At 71.1% G+C, this 17,605-nt stretch carries 17 protein-coding genes; 13 read left to right on the top strand and 4 right to left on the bottom strand.

Translation table 11 applies throughout. From position 1 onward, the window contains the following. Nucleotides 1-16 precede the first annotated feature (16 nt). From J2754_RS16015 to dgoD, 3 genes are all read left to right on the top strand, one after another. Nucleotides 17-844 carry an ABC transporter permease gene (locus tag J2754_RS16015; RefSeq protein WP_211086449.1) on the top strand — a complete coding sequence of 276 codons (828 nt, stop codon included), beginning with the start codon at nucleotides 17-19 and terminating at the stop codon, nucleotides 842-844. A gap of 2 nt (nucleotides 845-846) precedes the next feature. Further along, a complete protein-coding gene (locus J2754_RS01135; RefSeq protein ID WP_211086448.1) occupies nucleotides 847-1,614 on the top strand; it encodes an ABC transporter permease in 768 nt (255 codons plus the stop codon). Between the two features lie 121 nt (nucleotides 1,615-1,735). After that, nucleotides 1,736-2,890 carry a galactonate dehydratase gene (gene dgoD / locus J2754_RS01130; RefSeq protein ID WP_211086447.1) on the top strand — a complete coding sequence of 385 codons (1,155 nt, stop codon included), beginning with the start codon at nucleotides 1,736-1,738 and terminating at the stop codon, nucleotides 2,888-2,890. 72 nt (nucleotides 2,891-2,962) lie between these two features. Here the strand turns inward: dgoD and J2754_RS01125 are convergent, their stop codons facing one another. The 3 genes from J2754_RS01125 to J2754_RS01115 all read right to left on the bottom strand — a co-directional run bounded on the left by J2754_RS01125 (nucleotide 2,963) and on the right by J2754_RS01115 (nucleotide 4,504). Beyond that, entirely contained in the window at nucleotides 2,963-3,694 is a 732-nt protein-coding gene (locus J2754_RS01125) for a DUF7847 domain-containing protein (RefSeq protein ID WP_211086446.1), read from the bottom strand. Nucleotides 3,695-3,841: 147 nt separating this feature from the next. Beyond that, on the bottom strand, nucleotides 3,842-4,159 hold the full coding sequence (locus J2754_RS01120; RefSeq protein ID WP_188877100.1) for a DUF7521 family protein: 318 nt from the start codon (nucleotides 4,157-4,159) through the stop codon (nucleotides 3,842-3,844). Beyond that, nucleotides 4,160-4,504, bottom strand: a complete 345-nt coding sequence (locus tag J2754_RS01115) for a winged helix-turn-helix domain-containing protein (protein ID WP_188877101.1) — start codon at nucleotides 4,502-4,504, stop codon at nucleotides 4,160-4,162. A 226-nt stretch (nucleotides 4,505-4,730) separates the two neighbouring features. Between J2754_RS01115 and J2754_RS01110 the strand changes: the two genes are divergently transcribed. Then, nucleotides 4,731-5,603: a DUF7847 domain-containing protein gene (locus J2754_RS01110; protein WP_211086445.1), complete on the top strand. Its 873-nt coding sequence runs from the start codon at nucleotides 4,731-4,733 to the stop codon at nucleotides 5,601-5,603. Nucleotides 5,604-5,639: 36 nt separating this feature from the next. On the opposite strand, the gene J2754_RS01105 is transcribed toward J2754_RS01110, so the two are convergent. Further along, nucleotides 5,640-6,968, bottom strand: coding sequence for a sodium:calcium antiporter (locus J2754_RS01105; protein ID WP_211086444.1), 1,329 nt, complete (start codon nucleotides 6,966-6,968; stop codon nucleotides 5,640-5,642). 137 nt (nucleotides 6,969-7,105) lie between these two features. On the opposite strand from J2754_RS01105, the gene J2754_RS01100 reads away from it, so the two are divergent. The 9 genes from J2754_RS01100 (at nucleotide 7,106) to J2754_RS01060 (ending at nucleotide 17,603) form a co-directional block, all read left to right on the top strand. Further along, nucleotides 7,106-8,110, top strand: a complete 1,005-nt coding sequence (locus tag J2754_RS01100; RefSeq protein WP_211086443.1) for a TniB family NTP-binding protein — start codon at nucleotides 7,106-7,108, stop codon at nucleotides 8,108-8,110. Further along, nucleotides 8,107-8,931 (top strand): mechanosensitive ion channel family protein, encoded by an 825-nt coding sequence (locus tag J2754_RS01095; RefSeq protein WP_188877106.1) that lies wholly within the window; start codon nucleotides 8,107-8,109, stop codon nucleotides 8,929-8,931. The genes J2754_RS01100 and J2754_RS01095 overlap by 4 nt, the downstream gene beginning before the upstream one ends. Before the next feature lie 205 nt (nucleotides 8,932-9,136). Next, complete coding sequence (locus tag J2754_RS01090; RefSeq protein ID WP_211086442.1) at nucleotides 9,137-10,576, top strand: ribonuclease H-like domain-containing protein; 1,440 nt, start codon at nucleotides 9,137-9,139, stop codon at nucleotides 10,574-10,576. Further along, nucleotides 10,573-13,041 (top strand): DEAD/DEAH box helicase, encoded by a 2,469-nt coding sequence (locus tag J2754_RS01085; RefSeq protein WP_211086441.1) that lies wholly within the window; start codon nucleotides 10,573-10,575, stop codon nucleotides 13,039-13,041. Before J2754_RS01090 ends, J2754_RS01085 begins: the two co-directional genes overlap by 4 nt. A gap of 9 nt (nucleotides 13,042-13,050) precedes the next feature. Further along, nucleotides 13,051-13,338 carry a DUF7526 family protein gene (locus J2754_RS01080; protein ID WP_188877110.1) on the top strand — a complete coding sequence of 96 codons (288 nt, stop codon included), beginning with the start codon at nucleotides 13,051-13,053 and terminating at the stop codon, nucleotides 13,336-13,338. A gap of 43 nt (nucleotides 13,339-13,381) precedes the next feature. Beyond that, nucleotides 13,382-14,452, top strand: a complete 1,071-nt coding sequence (locus J2754_RS01075; RefSeq protein WP_211086440.1) for a 2,3-butanediol dehydrogenase — start codon at nucleotides 13,382-13,384, stop codon at nucleotides 14,450-14,452. 54 nt (nucleotides 14,453-14,506) lie between these two features. After that, nucleotides 14,507-15,241: a fumarylacetoacetate hydrolase family protein gene (locus J2754_RS01070; protein ID WP_188877112.1), complete on the top strand. Its 735-nt coding sequence runs from the start codon at nucleotides 14,507-14,509 to the stop codon at nucleotides 15,239-15,241. A gap of 103 nt (nucleotides 15,242-15,344) precedes the next feature. After that, nucleotides 15,345-16,457, top strand: coding sequence for a helix-turn-helix transcriptional regulator (locus tag J2754_RS01065; RefSeq protein WP_211086439.1), 1,113 nt, complete (start codon nucleotides 15,345-15,347; stop codon nucleotides 16,455-16,457). 156 nt (nucleotides 16,458-16,613) lie between these two features. Next, a complete protein-coding gene (locus tag J2754_RS01060; protein ID WP_211086438.1) occupies nucleotides 16,614-17,603 on the top strand; it encodes a bacteriophage T4 gp5 trimerisation domain-containing protein in 990 nt (329 codons plus the stop codon). Nucleotides 17,604-17,605 lie beyond the last annotated feature (2 nt).

The raw sequence follows: 17,605 nt of genomic DNA, 5'->3' as shown, positions 1-17,605 counted from the left end.
GCGCCGGGCGTACACGGTGGATCACGCGAGCGAGCCGGCGACGCTCGCGGCGGACGGATCGACGCCCGCGACGACGGAACCGATGACCGCGATGAACGAACGCGTCCGCTACCCGCTGTTCGGCGTCGGCTCGCTCGCGCTCGCGTGGGAGCTCCTCGCCCGGCTCGTCGTCGACGGACTGACGCCGCTCTCGGACGTCTTCGCGGCCGGCGTCGGTCTCGTCGCTTCCGGCGAGCTGTTCGGGGCGCTCGCGGCGAGCCTCCCGAAGCTCGCGCTCGGATACGGGCTCGCCGTCGCGGTCGGCGTCCCGCTCGGGCTCCTCATGGGGTTCTCGTCGACCGCGGACGCGCTCGCCGACACGCCCGTGACGACGCTGTTCGTGACGAGCGTCGCCAGCCTCCTCCCCCTGCTCATCGCCGTCTTCGGGGCCGGAATCGGGTTCTACGTCGTCGTCGTCTTCCTCTTCGCCGTCTTCCACGTCACCCTCACTCTCCGCGCGGGCGTGCGGGACGTGGACGACGCGCTCGTCGAGACCGGCCGCGTCTTCGGCGCGTCGCGATTCGGCGTCTATCGGCACGTCCTCCTCCCGGCGTCGCTCCCGCACGTCGCGGCCGCGCTCCGACTCGGCGCCGTCCGCGCCGTGAAGGGAATGGTCGTCGGCGAGCTCTGGGTGTACGCCGGCTTCGGTAGCCTCCTCCACGGCTATCAGCGGTACAGTCAGACGGACAGCGCGCTCGCCGTCGTCCTCGTCCTGATGGCGCTCTCGGTCGGGATCGCGGGCGGCCTCGGCGCGCTCGAACGCCGCTACGCCCCGTGGCACCACGTCGAGGGGGGTGTTCGCTGACGGTGTCCGATACGCGCGTGCTCACCGACCGCCGGCGCCGCGTCCTGCTCCGCGTCGCGTCAGTCGTCGCCCTCCTCCTCGCGTGGTACGCCTACACGACCGCGGCCCGGACGCTGCTCGCGTCGCCGGTCGCGGTCGCCGCCTCGTTCGTCGAGCATTTCGTCGTGACGGGGACGCTCCGGCGCGCCATCGCGGACGCCCTCGTCCACGCGGCGCTCGGCTACGCGCTCGCGGTCGCTGTCGGCGTCCCGGTCGGCTTCGCGCTCGGCCTCTCGGAGCGCCTCGCCGCGGCCTACGACCCGGCCGTCGACGCGCTCTACGCCGCGCCGGTCGTCGCGCTCGCCCCGCTGTTCGTCGTCTGGTTCGGCCTGACGCCGCTGGCGAAGACCGTCCTCGTCTTCCTCTTCGCGGTGTTCGTGATCGTCGTCACGACGGAGACCGGGGTCCGCGAGACCGATCGCGGCGCCGTCGACGCCGCGCGGGTCTTCGGCGCCGGACCGCGCGTCGTCTACGGCGAAGTGTACCTCCGTTCGGCGCTCCCGTCGATCCTGACCGGCCTCCGCCTCGGCGCGGGGCGCGCGATCCGCGGGATGGTCGCCGCCGAGCTGTTCCTCTACGCGGGCGACCTCGGGAGCTACCTCATCGACACCGCGGCGACGTTCCGGATGGCCGACTCGCTCGCCGGCGTGCTCGCGCTCTCGCTCACCGGGGTGGTCGCGATGGCGCTCGTCGCCGCCCTCGGACGCGCCGCCACGCGCTCGGGATCGTGACGCCCCGACGGGCCGCGGATCGTCGCCGTGGTGCGTCCCCGGACGACGCGTCGACGCCTGCGCCGTCGCGCGAGTCGGAGACGGGAACCTACAATAGCGTGGTGGCCGCAGATGTCGGCAGATGACGCAGATCGTCGACTACGAACTCTTCGAGGTCCCGCCGCGCTGGCTCTTCCTCCGGATCGAGACGGACGACGGTCTCGTCGGCTGGGGTGAGCCGGTCGTCGAGGGACGCGCGAAGACCGTGCGGGCGGCCGTCGAGGAACTGATGGACACCTACCTGCTCGGCGAGCCCGTCCACCCCATCGAGGACCACTGGCAGACGATGTACCGCGGGGGGTTCTACCGCGGTGGGCCGGTCCTCATGAGCGCCATCGCGGGGATCGATCAGGCACTCTGGGACGCCAAGGGGAAGGCACTCGGCGTACCGGTGTACGAGCTCCTCGGCGGCGCGGCCCGCGATCGGATCGAGGTGTATCAGTGGATCGGCGGCGACCGCCCGAGCGACGTCGCCGCCGAGGCCGAGCGGAAGGTCGAGCAGGGGTTCTCGGCGCTGAAGATGAACGCAACGGAGGAGCTGGAGCGCCTCGACGATCCCGCGGCGATCGAGGCGGCCGTGAACCGCCTCCGCGAGGTCCGCGAGGCGGTCGGCGACGAGGTCGACATCGGCGTCGACTTCCACGGGCGCGTCACGAAGCCGATGGCCAAGCGCCTCGCCGTCGCCCTCGAACCCCACGAACCGATGTTCATCGAGGAGCCGGTCCTCCCCGAGCAGAACGACGCGCTCCCGGACATCGCCGCGCGCACGTCGGTCCCGATCGCGACGGGCGAACGGATGTACTCCCGCTGGGACTTCAAGGAGGTCTTCGAGAGCGGCGCGGTCGACGTCATCCAGCCCGACCTCTCACACGCCGGGGGCATCACGGAGGTGAAGAAGATCGCGGCGATGGCGGAGGCCTACGACGTCGCGCTCGCGCCCCACTGTCCGCTCGGACCGATCGCGCTCGCCTCGTGCATCCAAGTCGACGCCTGCTCGCCGAACGCGACGATCCAAGAGCAGAGTCTGAACATCCACTACAACGAGACGAGCGATGTCCTCGACTACCTCGCGGACCCGTCCGTCTTCGAGTACGATGAGGGGTACGTCTCGATACCGGACGCGCCGGGACTCGGCGTCGAGATCAACGAGGAACACGTCCGCGAGCAGGCCGACGAAGACGTCGACTGGCACAACCCCGTCTGGCGACACGACGACGGCAGCGTCGCCGAGTGGTAGGCCGGGTCGGAGTCACGCGAACGTGACGCGGCGCGAGCCGCACCGCGACGCGGAGGTGCGAGACGGCTCAGCTCAGATCGCGCCGTCGCCCTCGCGGAGTTGGACGAACGCCTCGGCGAGCACGCCGATCGTGATGATGGAGAACGGGAGGACGAGCACGCCGGAGACGACGGTGCCGGCGGACGCCCCGGCGGCGGCGGTGACGACCGCCGCCGCGACGACGGAGACGATGGCGCCGACGATGCCGACGACGACGAACAGGATGAAGAGCACGACGAACAGGCGGAGCCAGTTGCCGCGCGTCAGCCGCCAGCTATCGCGGAGCGCCGCGACGAAGTTCTCGTCGTCGACGATGACGTAGAAGATCGTGAAGCAGAACGCGACGTACGCGATGATCCCGGGAACGATCAGGAGGACGGTCCCGATGGCGACGAGGACCCCGTAGACGAGGCCGCCGATGACGGTGTTGACGAACGCGCCGACGGCGTTCCGCCGGTAGTACTCGCCGGGGATCGAGCGCGAGTCGCCGCCGACGAAGACGCGGACCGCGACGATCGTGAGGTACTGGAGCGCCACGAACGCGAGCACCGCGACGAGCGCGACGACGGAGAGGGGGGCGTCGATCGACGGGAGCGCCGTCGCTTCCGTCGCGGCGTCGCGCGGGAGTTGCGTGGCGAGCAGGCTATACAGGGCGACCTGCCAGACGAGGCCGATCGCGGCGTACGCCAACACGATGAGGGCGCCGTTTCTGGTGGCGACGCGTCGGAGGCCGCCGGTCAGGGAGGAACCGATGTTCAGGGACACGACCGGTCCTTTCGGTGCCCGTGACTTAAGTACGGCGACGATGTTCCAACCCGGAAACCGACGCCCGATGCGGATCTCGCGACCGCGATCCCGTCCCTCGTCTTCGGCGTCGCCCGCGGGGTCGCCCGTGTCCGAGGACGGCACGCCCTACCGGCCGACGTAGAGCGAGTAGAGGATGCTGGCGAGGCCGGCGATCTCGACGACGCGACTCACGATGGGCGCGTAATAGGTGTAGACGAGCGGGCCGAAGCCGAGGTGCTGGCCGAGCGACGCGACCGCGAGCGAGATGGCGAACGGGACGACCGTGAGGAGGCCGAGGCCGAGCGCGAGGTAGAGCATCGGGCGACTGCGGTTGCGCCGGTAGCCGCGGTACGCTTGGAGGACGATGGCGAGGCTCAGGACGAGACCGAGCAGCGTCACCGCGAGCAGGACAAGGTAGCCGACGTACGCCGTCTCGTCCGGCATCTAGATCCCCTCCCACATGTCGGTGAAGCGATCCGCCGGGTCGTCCGCCGTCGTCTCGACCGCGACGGTGAGTTCGCCGTCGTCGAGATCGACGGTGAGGCGGTCGAGGCGGGCCTCGAAGACGCTGTAGTGGTGCCCGTTCTCGCCGATCTCGGTGCGTTCGGTGAGGAGCCCGGCGTCGACGAGCCGTTCCGCCCGCCGGTAGATCGTCGGAAGCGAGGCGTCGCATCGGTCGCGGAGTGTTTTCGCGGACATCGGTTCGGTGCTCGTCTGAGTGAGGATGGCGCGCGCGTACTCGTCGTTGAGGAGCGCGAAGAGTTCCTCGTCCGGCCGGTCCTCACTCACGCCGGACCGTTCGACCGGGACGGCTTAATACCCGCCGCCGGTTGTCCGGCCCGGAAAACCGCGCTCGGGTGTTATGCCGGTGGCCGGTCTCGGTGTCGACGTCGGCGGGCCGCCCGCCGATCCCTTCCCCTTCGGCCCTCCACGGTCCACGAGACCGGCCCCGCGGACGTTTTCCGTCCCGGAAAGCGACCCGCGGGTTTCAACTATCGAGGGACGTACGCCCGGTATGGATCTCCCGATACGTCGCACGCTCTCCGCCGGTCTCTCCTTCGCGTTCACCCGCACGGGGGCCCTCCTCGTGGTCGCGTTCGCGCTCGCGTCCGCGGTGCAGGTCGGACTCGTCTACGCGCTCGCGACGGCGTACGTGCCGATGTCGGTGCCGGGGACCCCACTCGCCGCGGCCCCGACGCCCGGCACGTCCCTCCCGCTCTCGATCGCCGTCGCCGCGGGGTCGCTCGGCGCCGTCACCGGCGGGCTCCTGACCGCGCCCGTACAGGTCGTCGCCACGCGCGTGATGGTCGCCGATCCGCGCCGACAGCTCTCCGACGAACTCGTCCTCCACCGACTCGGCTGGGCGTCGCTCAACACGCTCGCGGGGGGTCTCGTCCAGTTCGTCCTGTTCGTCTGTCTGGAGGTGCTCACGATCGGGCTCGTCGGCTACGTCGCGCTCCGATACGCGCCCCGGGCGGTCCTCCGACTCACCGCGGTCGCGTCGCCGGGGATCGTCGTCTTCGTCGCGTTCGTCCTCCTGAGCCTCCCCGCGCTGTTCGTGATGCTGTCGTTCTCGTTCGTCCCGCAGGCCATCGCCCTGCGGGATCGGAACGCCGCGCGCGCGTTCGTCGAGAGTTGGCGAACGACGCGGGGAAACCGACTGCGGATCCTCGCCCTCCTCCTGGGTCCGATGGCCGCGTCGCTCCTCGTGAGTCAGGGGACGCAGGTGGCGTTCTCCGACCCCACGCTGGCGGGCTTCCTCGCCGTCCAAGCGGTCTCGCTCGTCGTGGGGGCCGGCGTCTCTGTTCTCAACGCGACGCTCCTCACGCGGGCGTACCTCTACCTCGGCGACGGCGTTCCCCCGCTCGGCGGCTGGCAGTGGGACTGAGACGGCGGGCGGGCAGCGGACGGTCAGCGCCGGCGTTCAGTTCTCGCCGGAGCTGAATGCACCGCGCGCGTCGCGGACCGTCGTGCGGAGGAGCCGCTGGAGACTGTCCCGACGCAGGTAGAAGAGCACGGCGCCGAGGACGAGGTAGACGGCGGTGTAAGCGTAGAGGATCGTGATGCTGATCTCGGTGGCGACGGGCTCCGCGTACGTCCGGATCACGTAGAACTCCGCGAACACCTGCGTCGAGAACAACGCGAGGAGCGCGACGGCCTCGCGGGCGTCGATCTCGAAGTTCGTCAGGATGGCGATGGCGAAGAAGCTCTGGGCGGCCGTCACCCAGATCTCGACCGCCTGCTTCGTGTCGAAGGGGAGCGCGCCGACGGCGCCCGCGGAGATCGAGTAGACGACGGCGAGCGTCCCGACGAGGAGCGTCCACTGATTGAGCTTCGAGGAGATGAGCGCGTTGAACCCCGCGGTCGAGCGCGCCTTGTTGACGAGGTAGGCGACGACGACGAGCTCGGGGCTCTCGGAGGCGAGCGGCGCGATCCACTGAATCATGAAGAACTCGGGGACGCCGTACTGGAGTCCGAGGGTCTCCAACCCCTCCGCGAACGGGTGGACCGCGGTGAAGATGATCGCGCCGGAGAAGACGAAGCCGACGAGCACGAGCGCGATCCGCGGGAGGCGCGGGTAGTTCTGGAAGTACGCGGGGACCCCGACGTGAGCCTCGGGCTCCTCGACTTCGCCGCGGACGATGATGAGGAGATAACAGACGTACAAGCCGACGAGGAAGAGGGTGTCGAGCGGACCGATGCCCCCGAACGGGACGACGAAGGCGTAGGCCGTCGCGGCGAGCAGGAACGTTATCTCGACGGCGATGCTTCGATCGAGCATCACCGTGTCCGCGAGGAAGCCGTCGCGCTTCTCGACCGCGGCGTCCGCGCTACTGCCCGCCCGGTAGATGCTGAACAGGGCGATTCCCGCCCAGCCGAGGCCGATGAGGATGCGGTTCGCGCCCGTCATGTTGGCGATCGCCAGGTTGGCCGCGTCGGCCGATCCGGCGCCCGCCTGCCACGCGTAGAGGGCGTCGACCGCGTACTCGGGGGCGACGGCGAGCACCGCGAGGACGGCGATGGCGAACGCCCGCGGGACGTCCTTCTCGGCGGTCTCGGCCGCCCACGCCAGGAGGAACGCGGCGCCGAGGATGGCGATTCCGGCGACGAGGACGGCCATCCCGGCGGTGATGTTCTCACCGACGTGGACCGCGCCGTAGCCACCGTAGGTCACGAAGAACCAGAGCCACGGCACGGTCAACAGGAGCGTGACGGCAACGGCAGTGAGAGGGTGGCGGAGTCTGGAGCGCATTCGGACGGGGCGAGGGCTCCCGGTCACATAAGCGACGAGGATGCCGTCGGCGACGTCCACGGTCGCGGCCTTCGAGAACCTGAAAGACGCTGGCGCGGCGACGAACGCTTACGGTCCTCCTCCCACAAGCCGGAGACATGACGGGACAGCGCGACCGCGCGGCGGTCGATGACGACGCCGGCGACCCGGTCGGTGAGTTCGCGCCGCTACACGAGGAGGACGCGGCGACCGTCGAGGGGACGATCCGCGGGGAGCGGGCCGGGCCGCTGGCGGTCTGCGGACCGCCGTACGGGGGCCGTCACGACCTGCTCGAACGCCTCGCCGACGCCGCCGGCGCGACGTATCGCCGCCTCGACCCCGGTGCGGACGCCGCGGCGGTCCGCGACGCCCTCGGCGACGGCCCCCTCGTCGTCGACGACTGCCACCACCTCTACGAGCGCCGGATCGGCGGCTTCGACGACCTCGACGCGGCGGTGCGCGCCCTCGCGGCGACGGAGACGCCGGTGGTCGCGGGGTGGAACAGCTACGCGTGGACGTATCTGGCGCACGTCCGCGACGTCGATCGGGCGTTCGCGGCGCGCGTCGAGGCGGCGCCGGCGAGCGCGTCGGATCTCGCCGACCTCCTCCTCGACCGGTACGAGGACCTGCCGACGTTCGCGGCCGACCGGACGGCCGACGGGATCGTGACGACCCGCCGGGTCTCGGCCACGCTTCGCGGGCGGACGGTGGGCGTCTCGATCCCGGTCCCGAACCGCCGCGTGCTCGGACCGAGACCCGAAGGCAGAGAGGTGGACCCGACCGACGTCGTCTTCGAGCGTCTCGCCGCGGTGTCGATGGGGAACGTCGGCGTCGCCACGGCCATCTGGGAGGCGACGCGCCGCGACGAGCTCCGACCGAGCGACGTCGGGCCGGCCGGCGACGGCCTCGATCTCGACCGCGAGACCGCGTTCTGCCTGCGCGTCCTCCTCTCGAAGGAGCGCGTCGCGCGCCCCGAGCTCGACCGACTCGTCGACCACGCGACGCGCGCGCTCGCCCGCCTCCGCCGCGCCGACGTCGTCACCGTCGACGAGGGGATCGTCCGGCTCGCGCCCGCGGCCGTCCCGACCGCCGCGCGCGAGACCGACCGGCGGGGGCTCCAATGATCCCGCCCCGGACGGGGCTGACCGCGGTGTCGATCGATCCGGTGCTGCTCGGCAACAGCGTCGCGGTGCTCGTCGCGGCGTACGTCCTCGTCCGCGTCGCGACCGGGGCGATCGGGGCGCTCGCCGAGCGCGTCCCGCGCCGCCGGATCGCTATCAAGATGCTGACGCCGGTGGTGACGTTCGCGGTCTACGCCGGCGCCGCGTACGTGATCGCCGGCCCCCTCCTGCGCTTGTCGTCGACGCAGGTCGTCGCGCTTTCGGGGCTGTTCGGCGCGGCGCTCGGGTTCGGTCTGCGCGACCTCGTCGCGGGCGTGGTCGGCGGGCTCGTGCTCGTCACCGAGAAGCCGTACCGCGTCGGCGACAAGGTCGAGATCGGCGAGCACTACGGCGAGGTGACGGGGATCGGGCTGCGCGCGACGACGCTGACGACGCCGAACGACACCGAGGTCCGCGTGCCGAACGCGACCGTCTTCGATTCGAACGTCGCCAACGCGAACGCGGGCGCGCCGGAGATGCTGGTGACCGTCGATCTCGCGGTCGCGGAGGGCGCGGACGTGGCGCGAGCGAGCGAGGTCGTCGCGGACGCCCTCGTCACCTCGCCGTACGTCTACGTGGACGACGACCACCCGACCGCGGTCGTCGTCGAGGACGAGGCGTACTACCGGACGGTCACGGGGAAGGCGTACGTCGCCGACCTCCGCGACGAGTTCGCGTTCGCCTCCGATGTCACCGAGCGGAGCCTCGCCGCCTTCGAGGAGGCGGGGATCGAGACGCCCGAACGCCCGGCGGAGCGCGCAGTCACCGGACCGGACGACGGATAGCAGAGAGCCGGGAGCCGGATCGTGCGGCGCCGTCGCTGCGTCGTCTCCGGGCACGACCTCCCGGAGTGCGACGGCATCGACCTCTTCGAACCCGTCCGGGCGGGCCATCCCGATCTCTCCTCCCCCTTCGTCACCGGCGTCCCGCCACGCCCCGTCGGTCGCCCGACGATCCGTTTAAGCGCGTGCCGCCCCTCGGTCGGGCCGAATGGAGGGGTCCGTCGCGCTCGCCGTCTATCCGGCCACCGTTCTCGACCGGCTCACCGACCGGGGGCTCCGGGAGTCCCTCGCGTACCTCGACCCGGACGCCGTGCTCGTCGAGCGGCCGCGACACGGGGCGCGGCTCGCGGCCGTCGGGAGCGACCGCCGGGTGCTCCGTCTGACCGACCTCCCGACGGGGGTCGTCGCCGGTGCGTCCGGCCCGCAGCTCGCGTGTCTCTCGACGCCGCGCGGGTTCGAGACGCTCGCAGGTCAGGAGCGACGGGGCGATCTTGACGCCGCGAGCGAGACGTACGTCCTCTCCGACGCGCTGGCCGTCGACGTCGACCTGACGGCGCTGGAGACGACGCTGGAGGGCCGCGCGGCGTACGAGGAGGCGCTGGACGGGGCGGCGATCGACGGCTCGTACACGCACCTGACGACGAACGCGGACCCCGGATACCGAAACGACTGGGACGGGCTCGCCGTCGCGGGCGTCTGGCCGGGCGCGAGCGAGACGAGCGCGTCACCGCCGGCCCGGATCGCCGCGCTCCGCCTGTACGGCGACGGGACCGTGGCGAGCGACACGTACGATCCGGGGCGGTTCGGCCTCGAAGGCCTCGACGGCGTCGGACCGACGCGCGCGGCGACGCTGCGCGAGGCCGGCTACGCGACGAAAGCGGCCGTCGCGGCGAGCGATCCCGGCGAGCTCCAGCGCTGTGAGGGGATCGGCGCGACGACGGAGCGGACGATCCGCTACAGCGCGAAGGCCCGAAGCGAGGGCGTCGTCTACCGAACCTCCGCGGAGCGTCTGCCGGGCAACGATCCGGTGTTCGTCGACATCGAGACGGACGGGCTGAGCCCGACGATGATCTGGCTGATCGGCGTGTACGACAGCCGTACCGAGGAGTACCGCTCGTTCCTCGCCACCGACCCGAACGCGAGGGGACGCGCCGTGTCGGCGTTCGCGGAGTGGTACGCGACGCGCGCGAGCGGACGGCCGCTCGTCGCGTACAACGGCGAGCGCTTCGACTTCCCGCACCTCCACGAGCACGTCACCCGCCACTGCCCCGAGTACGCCGCGACGTGGCGCGACGCGTGGACGTTCGATCTGCTCTGGTGGGCCTCGACGGAGGGGAACGCGGTCCTCCCGGGGGCGACGAACGCGCTCGACGACGTCGCGGGCGCGCTCGGCTGGGAGTCCGCCGGGACGGGCCTGAGCGGTGCGGTCGTCGGCCAGCGCTTCCGACGGTGGCTCGCCGATCCCTCGCGGGCGACAGAACTCGACTGGGCGCGCCACGAGCGCTACTGCGAGGACGACGTGCGCGCCCTCGCGTACGTCTACGAGGCCGTGCGCGACGCCGAGCCGATCGCGGGCGTCGCCCGGAGCGACGGGCCGCGAGACGCGGCGACGACGACCACGCAGGGGACGCTGGGTGATTTCGAATGAGCGACGACCGCGATCGGCTGGCGGACGAGCTCACGCCCGCCGCCCTCGAAGCGACGTACCCCGACGCCGAACCGGATCAGCTCGCGCACGTGGAGACGGTGCCGGCGGTGGCGGCGGACACCGTCGCGCCCGGCGACGTCCTCCCCGCGTGGCTCGCGGACGCGCTCGATCACGACCTCTACTCGCACCAGGCGGCGGCGCTCGACGCGCTCCGGGACGGCGAGAACGTCACCGTCGCCACCTCGACGTCCTCGGGGAAGACGCTGGTCTACGCGCTCTACTACGCGCTGTTGAAGCGGCGGGATCCGGACGCGCGGGCGCTGTTCGTCTACCCGACGAAGGCGCTGAGCACCGATCAGGAGCGGGCGCTGAACGACCTGTTCGGCGACCTCGGCGTGGACGCGAGCGCGGAGACGTACGACGGCGACACCAAGGCGGAGCGCAAACCGCTGATCCGGGCGAACCGCGACGTCGTCATCACGAACTTCGCGGGGATCAACCACTACCTCTCGAACCACGCGAAGTGGCGCGACGTGTACGCGAACACCGACCTCGTCGTGATCGACGAGTCGCACACGTACACGGGAGTCCACGGGATGCACGTCTCGTGGGTACTCCGGCGGCTCCGCCGCGTCCTCGATCACTACGGTTCGACGCCGCAGTTCGTCTGTACGAGCGCGACGATCGGCAACCCGAAGGACCACTCGGAGGCCCTGGTCGGCCGCGAGTTCAGCGTCGTCGAGACCGACGGGAGCCCGCGGGGGCGCCGCGAGATCGCGTTCTGGCTGCCGCGGCGGGACGACGACGGAGGCGGGAGCGGGAGCGACGAGGGGGCCGCCTCCGCCCCCGCGGACGCGGACGCCCCGACCGCCCGGAAGCGCGCGGGGGCGGCGGCCGCGAGCGTCACGAGCCACCTCGGGCTCTCGGGCGTGCAGACGCTGGCGTTCCTCCGATCGCGGCAGGGCGTCGAGATCGCGGCGAAGCGGGCGCGGGACGCGGCGCGCGAGCACCCGACGGACGCGCGCCTCGACGCGAAGCCGTACCACGCCGGGCTGAGCAAGCGAAAGCGCCGCGCGGTCGAGAACACCCTGAAGAGCGGGCGGACGGACGCCGTCTTCACGACGAGCGCGCTCGAACTCGGGATCGACATCGGCGGCGTCGACGCGACGGTGCTCGCGGGCTATCCGGGGACCCGCCAGTCGTTCTGGCAACAGATCGGACGCGCGGGGCGCGGGACGTCGAAGGCCCTCTCCGTCTTCGTCCCGCGGCGGGACGCCATCGACCAGTACATCCTCGACGACCCGGACTACCTGCTCGGCGACGAGATCGAGGACGCGGTCGTCGACGTCTCGAACAACCACGTCTACGCGCGCCACGTCCGGTGTGCGGCCGAGGAACTCCCGCTTACCGCCGACGACGCGGCGTGGTTCGGCCCGCGAGAGCGCCTCGAACGCGCCGTCTCCGTCTGGCGCGACGCCGGCGAGGTCGTCGGCGACCTAGAGCGCGGCGCACAGTACGACGGGCGCCCGCGCCCGCAGGCGTCGATCTCGCTGTACGCGACGACGGACGTCGAATACGAGGTCCGACGCGTCGACGGGGAGATCGACATGGAGCCGATCGGCCGCGAGCGCGCGTATCGAGACTACCACCCGGGCGCGCTCGTGATGTACGACGGCGAGCAGTACGAGGTGGTGGACCTCGCCGAGGACCGCCACCGGCCGTACGTCGAGCTCGAACGCGTCCGGACGAACGAGTACACGACGACCGCTCACGAGAAGCGAGTCCACGACGTCGAGGCAACGCGCTCGCGCGACCTCGGCGACGGCTACTCGCTCCACGCGGGGACGGGCACCGTCGAGATCGACTACACGCAGTACCGCCGACACGACATCGGCGACGGCAGCGTCGAGGGACCGTACCCGATCGACCTGCCGCCGATCGAGTTGCGAACGCACCTGACGTGGGTCGAGCTCCCCGCGGACATGGAGTCCCGGGTCGTCGACGCGCTCGGGCCGGCGGCGCTCCTCGACGCGGACGGCGCGCCCGCCTCCGACGCCGGCTGGACGTTCGCGGGCGGCCTCCACGGCGCGGAGCACGGCATGATCAAGCTCGCGCCGCTCGAACTCCGCCTCGACAACTCGGACATGGGCGGGCTCAGCACGCCGATGCACCCCGAGACGGGCGCGCCGACGTGGTTCATCCACGACGCCGTCGAGGGCGGCGTCGGGTTCGCGCACAGCATCTACGACCACGTCGAGGCCGTCGCCGCGAAGACCCGCGATCGCGTCGCGCGCTGCGACTGCGCGGACCCGACCGGCTGTCCCTCCTGTCTCATGTCCGCACAGTGCGGCAACGACAACGAACCCCTCCACAAGGGCGCGACGACGGCGATCCTCGACGCCGTGCTCTCGCGACTCGACGCCCCGGAACGCGAGTCGGAGGGCTCACCCACCCCCGACGCGTAGGCCGCGACGATGCCCGAGACGATCACGGGGACGGTCATCCACGTCGTCCCCCCGGACGACCGCGACGATCACGACCTCGACCCCGCGCTCGCCGAGCGCGCCGCCGGCAACTACATCGTCGTCTGTCGCCGCGGCGGCTCCCCCTCGTTCCTCCGGCGCGTCTGGTCGCTCCTCCGCGGGGGGTCGATCGACGCGATCACCGTCGTCACCGCCGAGGAGTACGCCGAGGGCGACCGGATCGCGATCGAGGCGAGTCCGGTCGGCGTCGCGGGCGTCTACGACGCGACCGAGCGCTGAGTCGCCGGACACACTTTAGTGGATCCGCCGGGAACTGCCGCGTATGCGTGCCGCAGTGTACCACGGACGGGAGGACGTTCGCGTCGAAGAGATCGAGGAGCCGACGGTCGGCGACGGCGACGTGCTGGTGGAGGTCGCCGCCTGCGGGATCTGCGGGTCCGACCTCCACGAGTACGCCGCCGGGCCGATCTTCGTGCCGGGCGAGGAGCCCCATCCGGTCTCGGGCGAGACCGCCCCGATCCCGATGGGCCACGAGTTCGGCGGGACGGTCACGGCGGTCGGGAACGACGTCACCGACGTCGACGTGGGCGACGTAGTCGCCGTCAACCCCATCCTCTACTGCGGCGACTGTCGCTACTGCACCGCCGGTCGCTACCACCTCTGCGAGTCCCTGGGGTTCATCGGCCTCTCCGGGGGCGGCGGCGGGTTCGCGGAGCAGATCGCCGTCCCTCGGGAGAAGGTCGTCTCGTTCCCCGACTCCGTGTCCCCGGCGTACGCCGCGCTCGTCGAGCCGTTCAGCGTCGGTCTCCACGCTGTCCGGAACGCCGACTTCGAGGCCGGTGACGACGTCGCCGTGTTCGGGACCGGGCCGATCGGACTCACCGTCGTCCAGGCCGCCCGCGCGGCCGGCGCCCGGACGGTCTACGCCGTCGAGCCACAGGCCACGCGGCGCGACCTCGCCGCCGAGGTCGGCGCGGACGTCACGCTCGATCCGAGCGCGACGGACGCGCTCGAGACGCTCCTCGCCGAGACCGACGGCGGCGTCGACGCGACGTTCGAGGTCGCCGGGATCGAACAGACCGTACGGGACGCCATCACCGCCGCGAAACACGACGGGTCGGTGACGATCGTCAGCATCTTCGAGGACGACGTCGCGTTCGACCCGAACGAGATCGTGCTCGGCGAGCGCGCGATCGGCGGCTCGACCGCGTACGCGGCTGGACCGCGCGGCGGCGTGGAGTTCAACGCCGTCCCCGACATGTTCGCGGACGGCACGCTCGATCCCGACCCCCTCGTCAGCGACCGGATCGCCCTCGACGACATCGTCGACGACGGCTTCGACGCGCTCCTCGATCCCGATCGCGAGGCGGTGAAGATCCTCGTCGAGCCGTGAGGTAAGGATCACCGCGGCACGAGCGTTCTTGTGGCTGGTCGCGGTACGGCCGGTATGCGACTCGCTCGTGCGCGGACGCCGGACGGGATCGTGACTGGAACGTACGACGACGGCGTCCTCGAAACGGAGACGGAGGCGTACGACCTCGACGGCGACGAGGCGGCGTTACTCGCACCGGCGGCGCCCTCGACGCTCTACTGCGTCGGGCGGAACTACGCGGCGACGCTCGATCAGATGGAGTACGAGCGCCCGACGGAACCGGACTTCTTCATCAAGCCGCCGGTCTCGGTGCTCGGCCCCGAGCGCCCGATCCCCTATCCGCGGTTCTCCGAGGAGGTCACGTACGCCGGCGAACTCGCCGCCGTCATCGACGAGCGGTGCAGCGACGTCGCCGCGGCGGACGCGGACGACGTCGTCCGCGGGTACACGATCATGAACGACGTCGACGCTCTCGACCAACCGGGACGCACCGCCCGCAAGGCCTTCGACGGCTCCGCCCCGCTCGGGCCGTGGATCGAGACGGACGTCGACCCGGGCGGGATCGAGATGCACACGGAGGTCAACGGCGAGGAGCGCCAGCGCTCCGACACCGACCACATGCTCTTCTCGCCGCGGACGGTCATCGCGTTCCTCTCGGAGCGATTTACCCTCCGGCCGGGCGACGTCGTCGCGTTCGGCAGCCCGGCCAACCCCGGCCTGATCGAACCCGGCGACGAGATCGAGATCACTTACGAGGGCGTCGGTACCCTGCGGAACACGGTCGGAGAGTCGGACGACGCTCGGCGCTAAAGCGCGTCTCGGCCGCCGCTCGTCGCCGGCCGGGACCACCCCGGCGGTGGGAGACGCCTGTAGCAAACGATTTCCCGACCTCGCTCGAAGGGTGGATGAACGTATGCCCGATCGCCGATGGATCCGCCTCCTCGTGCTCGCGCTCGTCGTCGCCGCGGCGATACCGACGGCGACAGTCGCCTCGCCGCCGGCGACGGCGAGCGAGACGGTCACCGTCGGCGACGTCGAGATCGATCCCGACGACGTCGTGCTCGGGGTATCCCTACACGCTGACGGGAACGCGACGTGGCGTGTCACGTACAGGATGCGGTTGTCCACGGAGAACGAGACCGACGCGTTCGAGGAGCTCGCGGCCGACGTCCGCGGGTCGCCGGCGGAGTACACGTCCGGGTTCGAGCGGCAGATGAAGGCGACGGCGCTGGCGGCGGAGAACGCGACCGGCCGCGAGATGCGAGTCACGAACGTCTCCGTCGACGCCGAGACGCGCCAGCTACCGCAGTCCTACGGCGTCATCACCTATCGGTTCACGTGGACGAACTTCGCGGCGGTCGACGGCCCGCGACTCCGCGCCGGCGACGCCCTCTCGCAACTCTTCCTCGATGCCGAGACGACGCTCCTCGTCGAGTGGCCCGAGGCATATCACGCCACGGCCGTCGACCCACAACCGACGGACGAGCGCGAGAACGCGGTCATCTGGGAGGGGCCGCTGGAGTTCACGGCGGGACAGCCGACGCTCCTCGCCACTACCGCATCCACGTCGTCTCGACGACCGACGTCGTCGGGTCCGTCACCGGTGCTCTTGGCCGGTGGCGCGCTCGTCCTGCTCGCGTGCGTCGGTGGGGCGCTCTACCTCTATCGGCGTGGTGACGCCGACGACACGGCGTCCGTCGAGTCCGGTGGCCCATCACCCGGACCGGCAACGGGAACGGGCGAGAGCGAACGGACGGCGGAGAAAGCGTCGACCAACGCGGAGGAGTCCACGCGGGCGGCGGAATCCACCGAACCGCCCGAGGAACTGCTGAGCAACGAGGAGCGCGTGCTCCGACTGGTCGAAACCCACGGCGGACGGATGAAACAACAGCAAGTCGTTCAGCAACTCGGGTGGACGGACGCGAAGACCAGTCAGGTCATCGGCGACCTCCGGGAGGCGGGGGACATCGAGACGTTCCGAATCGGCCGCGAGAACGTCGTACGACTGCCCGAGGAGTCCGAGTGAGCGCGGCCGCCGAGACCGGGGGTCGAGTTCCCGTATCGGGAAGTCGGGCGGCGACGTCGCGCGTTCGTTCGTCGCTATTCGGCGTAACTGCGGTTAATTCGGGTTGACGAACTCGGGCGTATATATGTCGGTGAGTCCGTGACTAGAGACGAAAGGATGCGCCAATCCGTCATCACGTTGTTCGTGTGTCTCCTCGTCGTCGCGGGGTCGGCGTCTGTCACGGCGAGCGTCGGTTCGGTCGACGGCGACGTCCGCGGTGCCGTACCGAACGGGACGACGAACGACACCGCGTCGGACGCGATCGCGCCCGGGGAGCGCCTCGCGGGCGTGGTCGGTGTCCGAGGCGCCGATCTCAAGGGGGATCTCGAATCCCGAACGTTCGGTCGACGGGTCGAAAGCGCGGCGACGCCGGACGCGAAGGCCGAAATCGTCAGCGCACAGTTCGAGGAGAGCCGAGCACGAGCCGAGCGACTCGCCGACCGGCTCACGCGACTTCAGCAGGCCCGGCGGAACGGAACGATCAGCGAGGGTCGGTACGCCGCACGCGTGGCCGAGACGCGTGCCGAGTTGAACGCCGTCGCGGCGGTGACGAGCCGGACCGCGAACGTCTCTGAGGGCCTCCCTGCGGAGGCCCTCCGCGCGAACGGTGTCAACGCCACCGCGATCAGAACGCTCCAGCGACGCGCTGGGGAGCTGAGCGGACCGGAAGTCGCGCGCGTCGCACGAACGATTACCGGCCCCGACCACGGTCAGGGTCCGATGAACGCGACCGACCGGCGTACGCGACCGGCGCGATCGGCGGACACCGAGACGGTCACACCGGGTCCCGACCGGACTACGACACCGGCTTCCAACCGGACGGTACCGATCCGTGACCGAACCGACACGGTAGCGAACAATCAGACGGGTGGGATGGCTCGCAACCGAACGACTACGGCGACGGGTGATCGGACGGCTACCGTGGCCCGCAACCGAACGGCCACAGTGGACGGGAATCAGACGGCTACGGCGGCGCGTAACCGAACGGACACGGCGAGTGATCGGACGACGGGTACCTCACGCCCCGAACCGTCTCGAAGACCGACGGCCGACGGCGGCCACCGGCAGACGGCGGACGCGTCCACGGCCCGATCGCCGGCCTCGTGAAC

The organism is Halarchaeum nitratireducens (assembly GCF_017874695.1).
Classification (GTDB): domain Archaea; phylum Halobacteriota; class Halobacteria; order Halobacteriales; family Halobacteriaceae; genus Halarchaeum; species Halarchaeum nitratireducens.
Note: the sequence above shows the minus strand (reverse complement) of the source record. Positions and strands in the feature narration are given on the sequence as shown.

Excerpts from the sequence above, each read along its gene's own strand:
- J2754_RS01095 (WP_188877106.1), top strand. The coding sequence starts at position 8,107 with ATGATCCCGCCCCGGACGGGGCTGACCGCGGTGTCGATCGATCCGGTG.
- J2754_RS01090 (WP_211086442.1), top strand. The coding sequence starts at position 9,137 with ATGGAGGGGTCCGTCGCGCTCGCCGTCTATCCGGCCACCGTTCTCGAC.
- J2754_RS01110 (WP_211086445.1), top strand. The coding sequence starts at position 4,731 with ATGGATCTCCCGATACGTCGCACGCTCTCCGCCGGTCTCTCCTTCGCG.
- J2754_RS01085 (WP_211086441.1), top strand. The coding sequence starts at position 10,573 with ATGAGCGACGACCGCGATCGGCTGGCGGACGAGCTCACGCCCGCCGCC.
- J2754_RS01065 (WP_211086439.1), top strand. The coding sequence starts at position 15,345 with ATGCCCGATCGCCGATGGATCCGCCTCCTCGTGCTCGCGCTCGTCGTC.
- J2754_RS01060 (WP_211086438.1), top strand. The coding sequence starts at position 16,614 with ATGCGCCAATCCGTCATCACGTTGTTCGTGTGTCTCCTCGTCGTCGCG.
- J2754_RS01120 (WP_188877100.1), bottom strand. The coding sequence starts at position 4,159 with ATGCCGGACGAGACGGCGTACGTCGGCTACCTTGTCCTGCTCGCGGTG.
- J2754_RS01070 (WP_188877112.1), top strand. The coding sequence starts at position 14,507 with ATGCGACTCGCTCGTGCGCGGACGCCGGACGGGATCGTGACTGGAACG.
- dgoD (WP_211086447.1), top strand. The coding sequence starts at position 1,736 with ATGACGCAGATCGTCGACTACGAACTCTTCGAGGTCCCGCCGCGCTGG.
- J2754_RS01075 (WP_211086440.1), top strand. The coding sequence starts at position 13,382 with ATGCGTGCCGCAGTGTACCACGGACGGGAGGACGTTCGCGTCGAAGAG.
- J2754_RS01105 (WP_211086444.1), bottom strand. The coding sequence starts at position 6,968 with ATGCGCTCCAGACTCCGCCACCCTCTCACTGCCGTTGCCGTCACGCTC.
- J2754_RS01080 (WP_188877110.1), top strand. The coding sequence starts at position 13,051 with ATGCCCGAGACGATCACGGGGACGGTCATCCACGTCGTCCCCCCGGAC.
- J2754_RS01100 (WP_211086443.1), top strand. The coding sequence starts at position 7,106 with ATGACGGGACAGCGCGACCGCGCGGCGGTCGATGACGACGCCGGCGAC.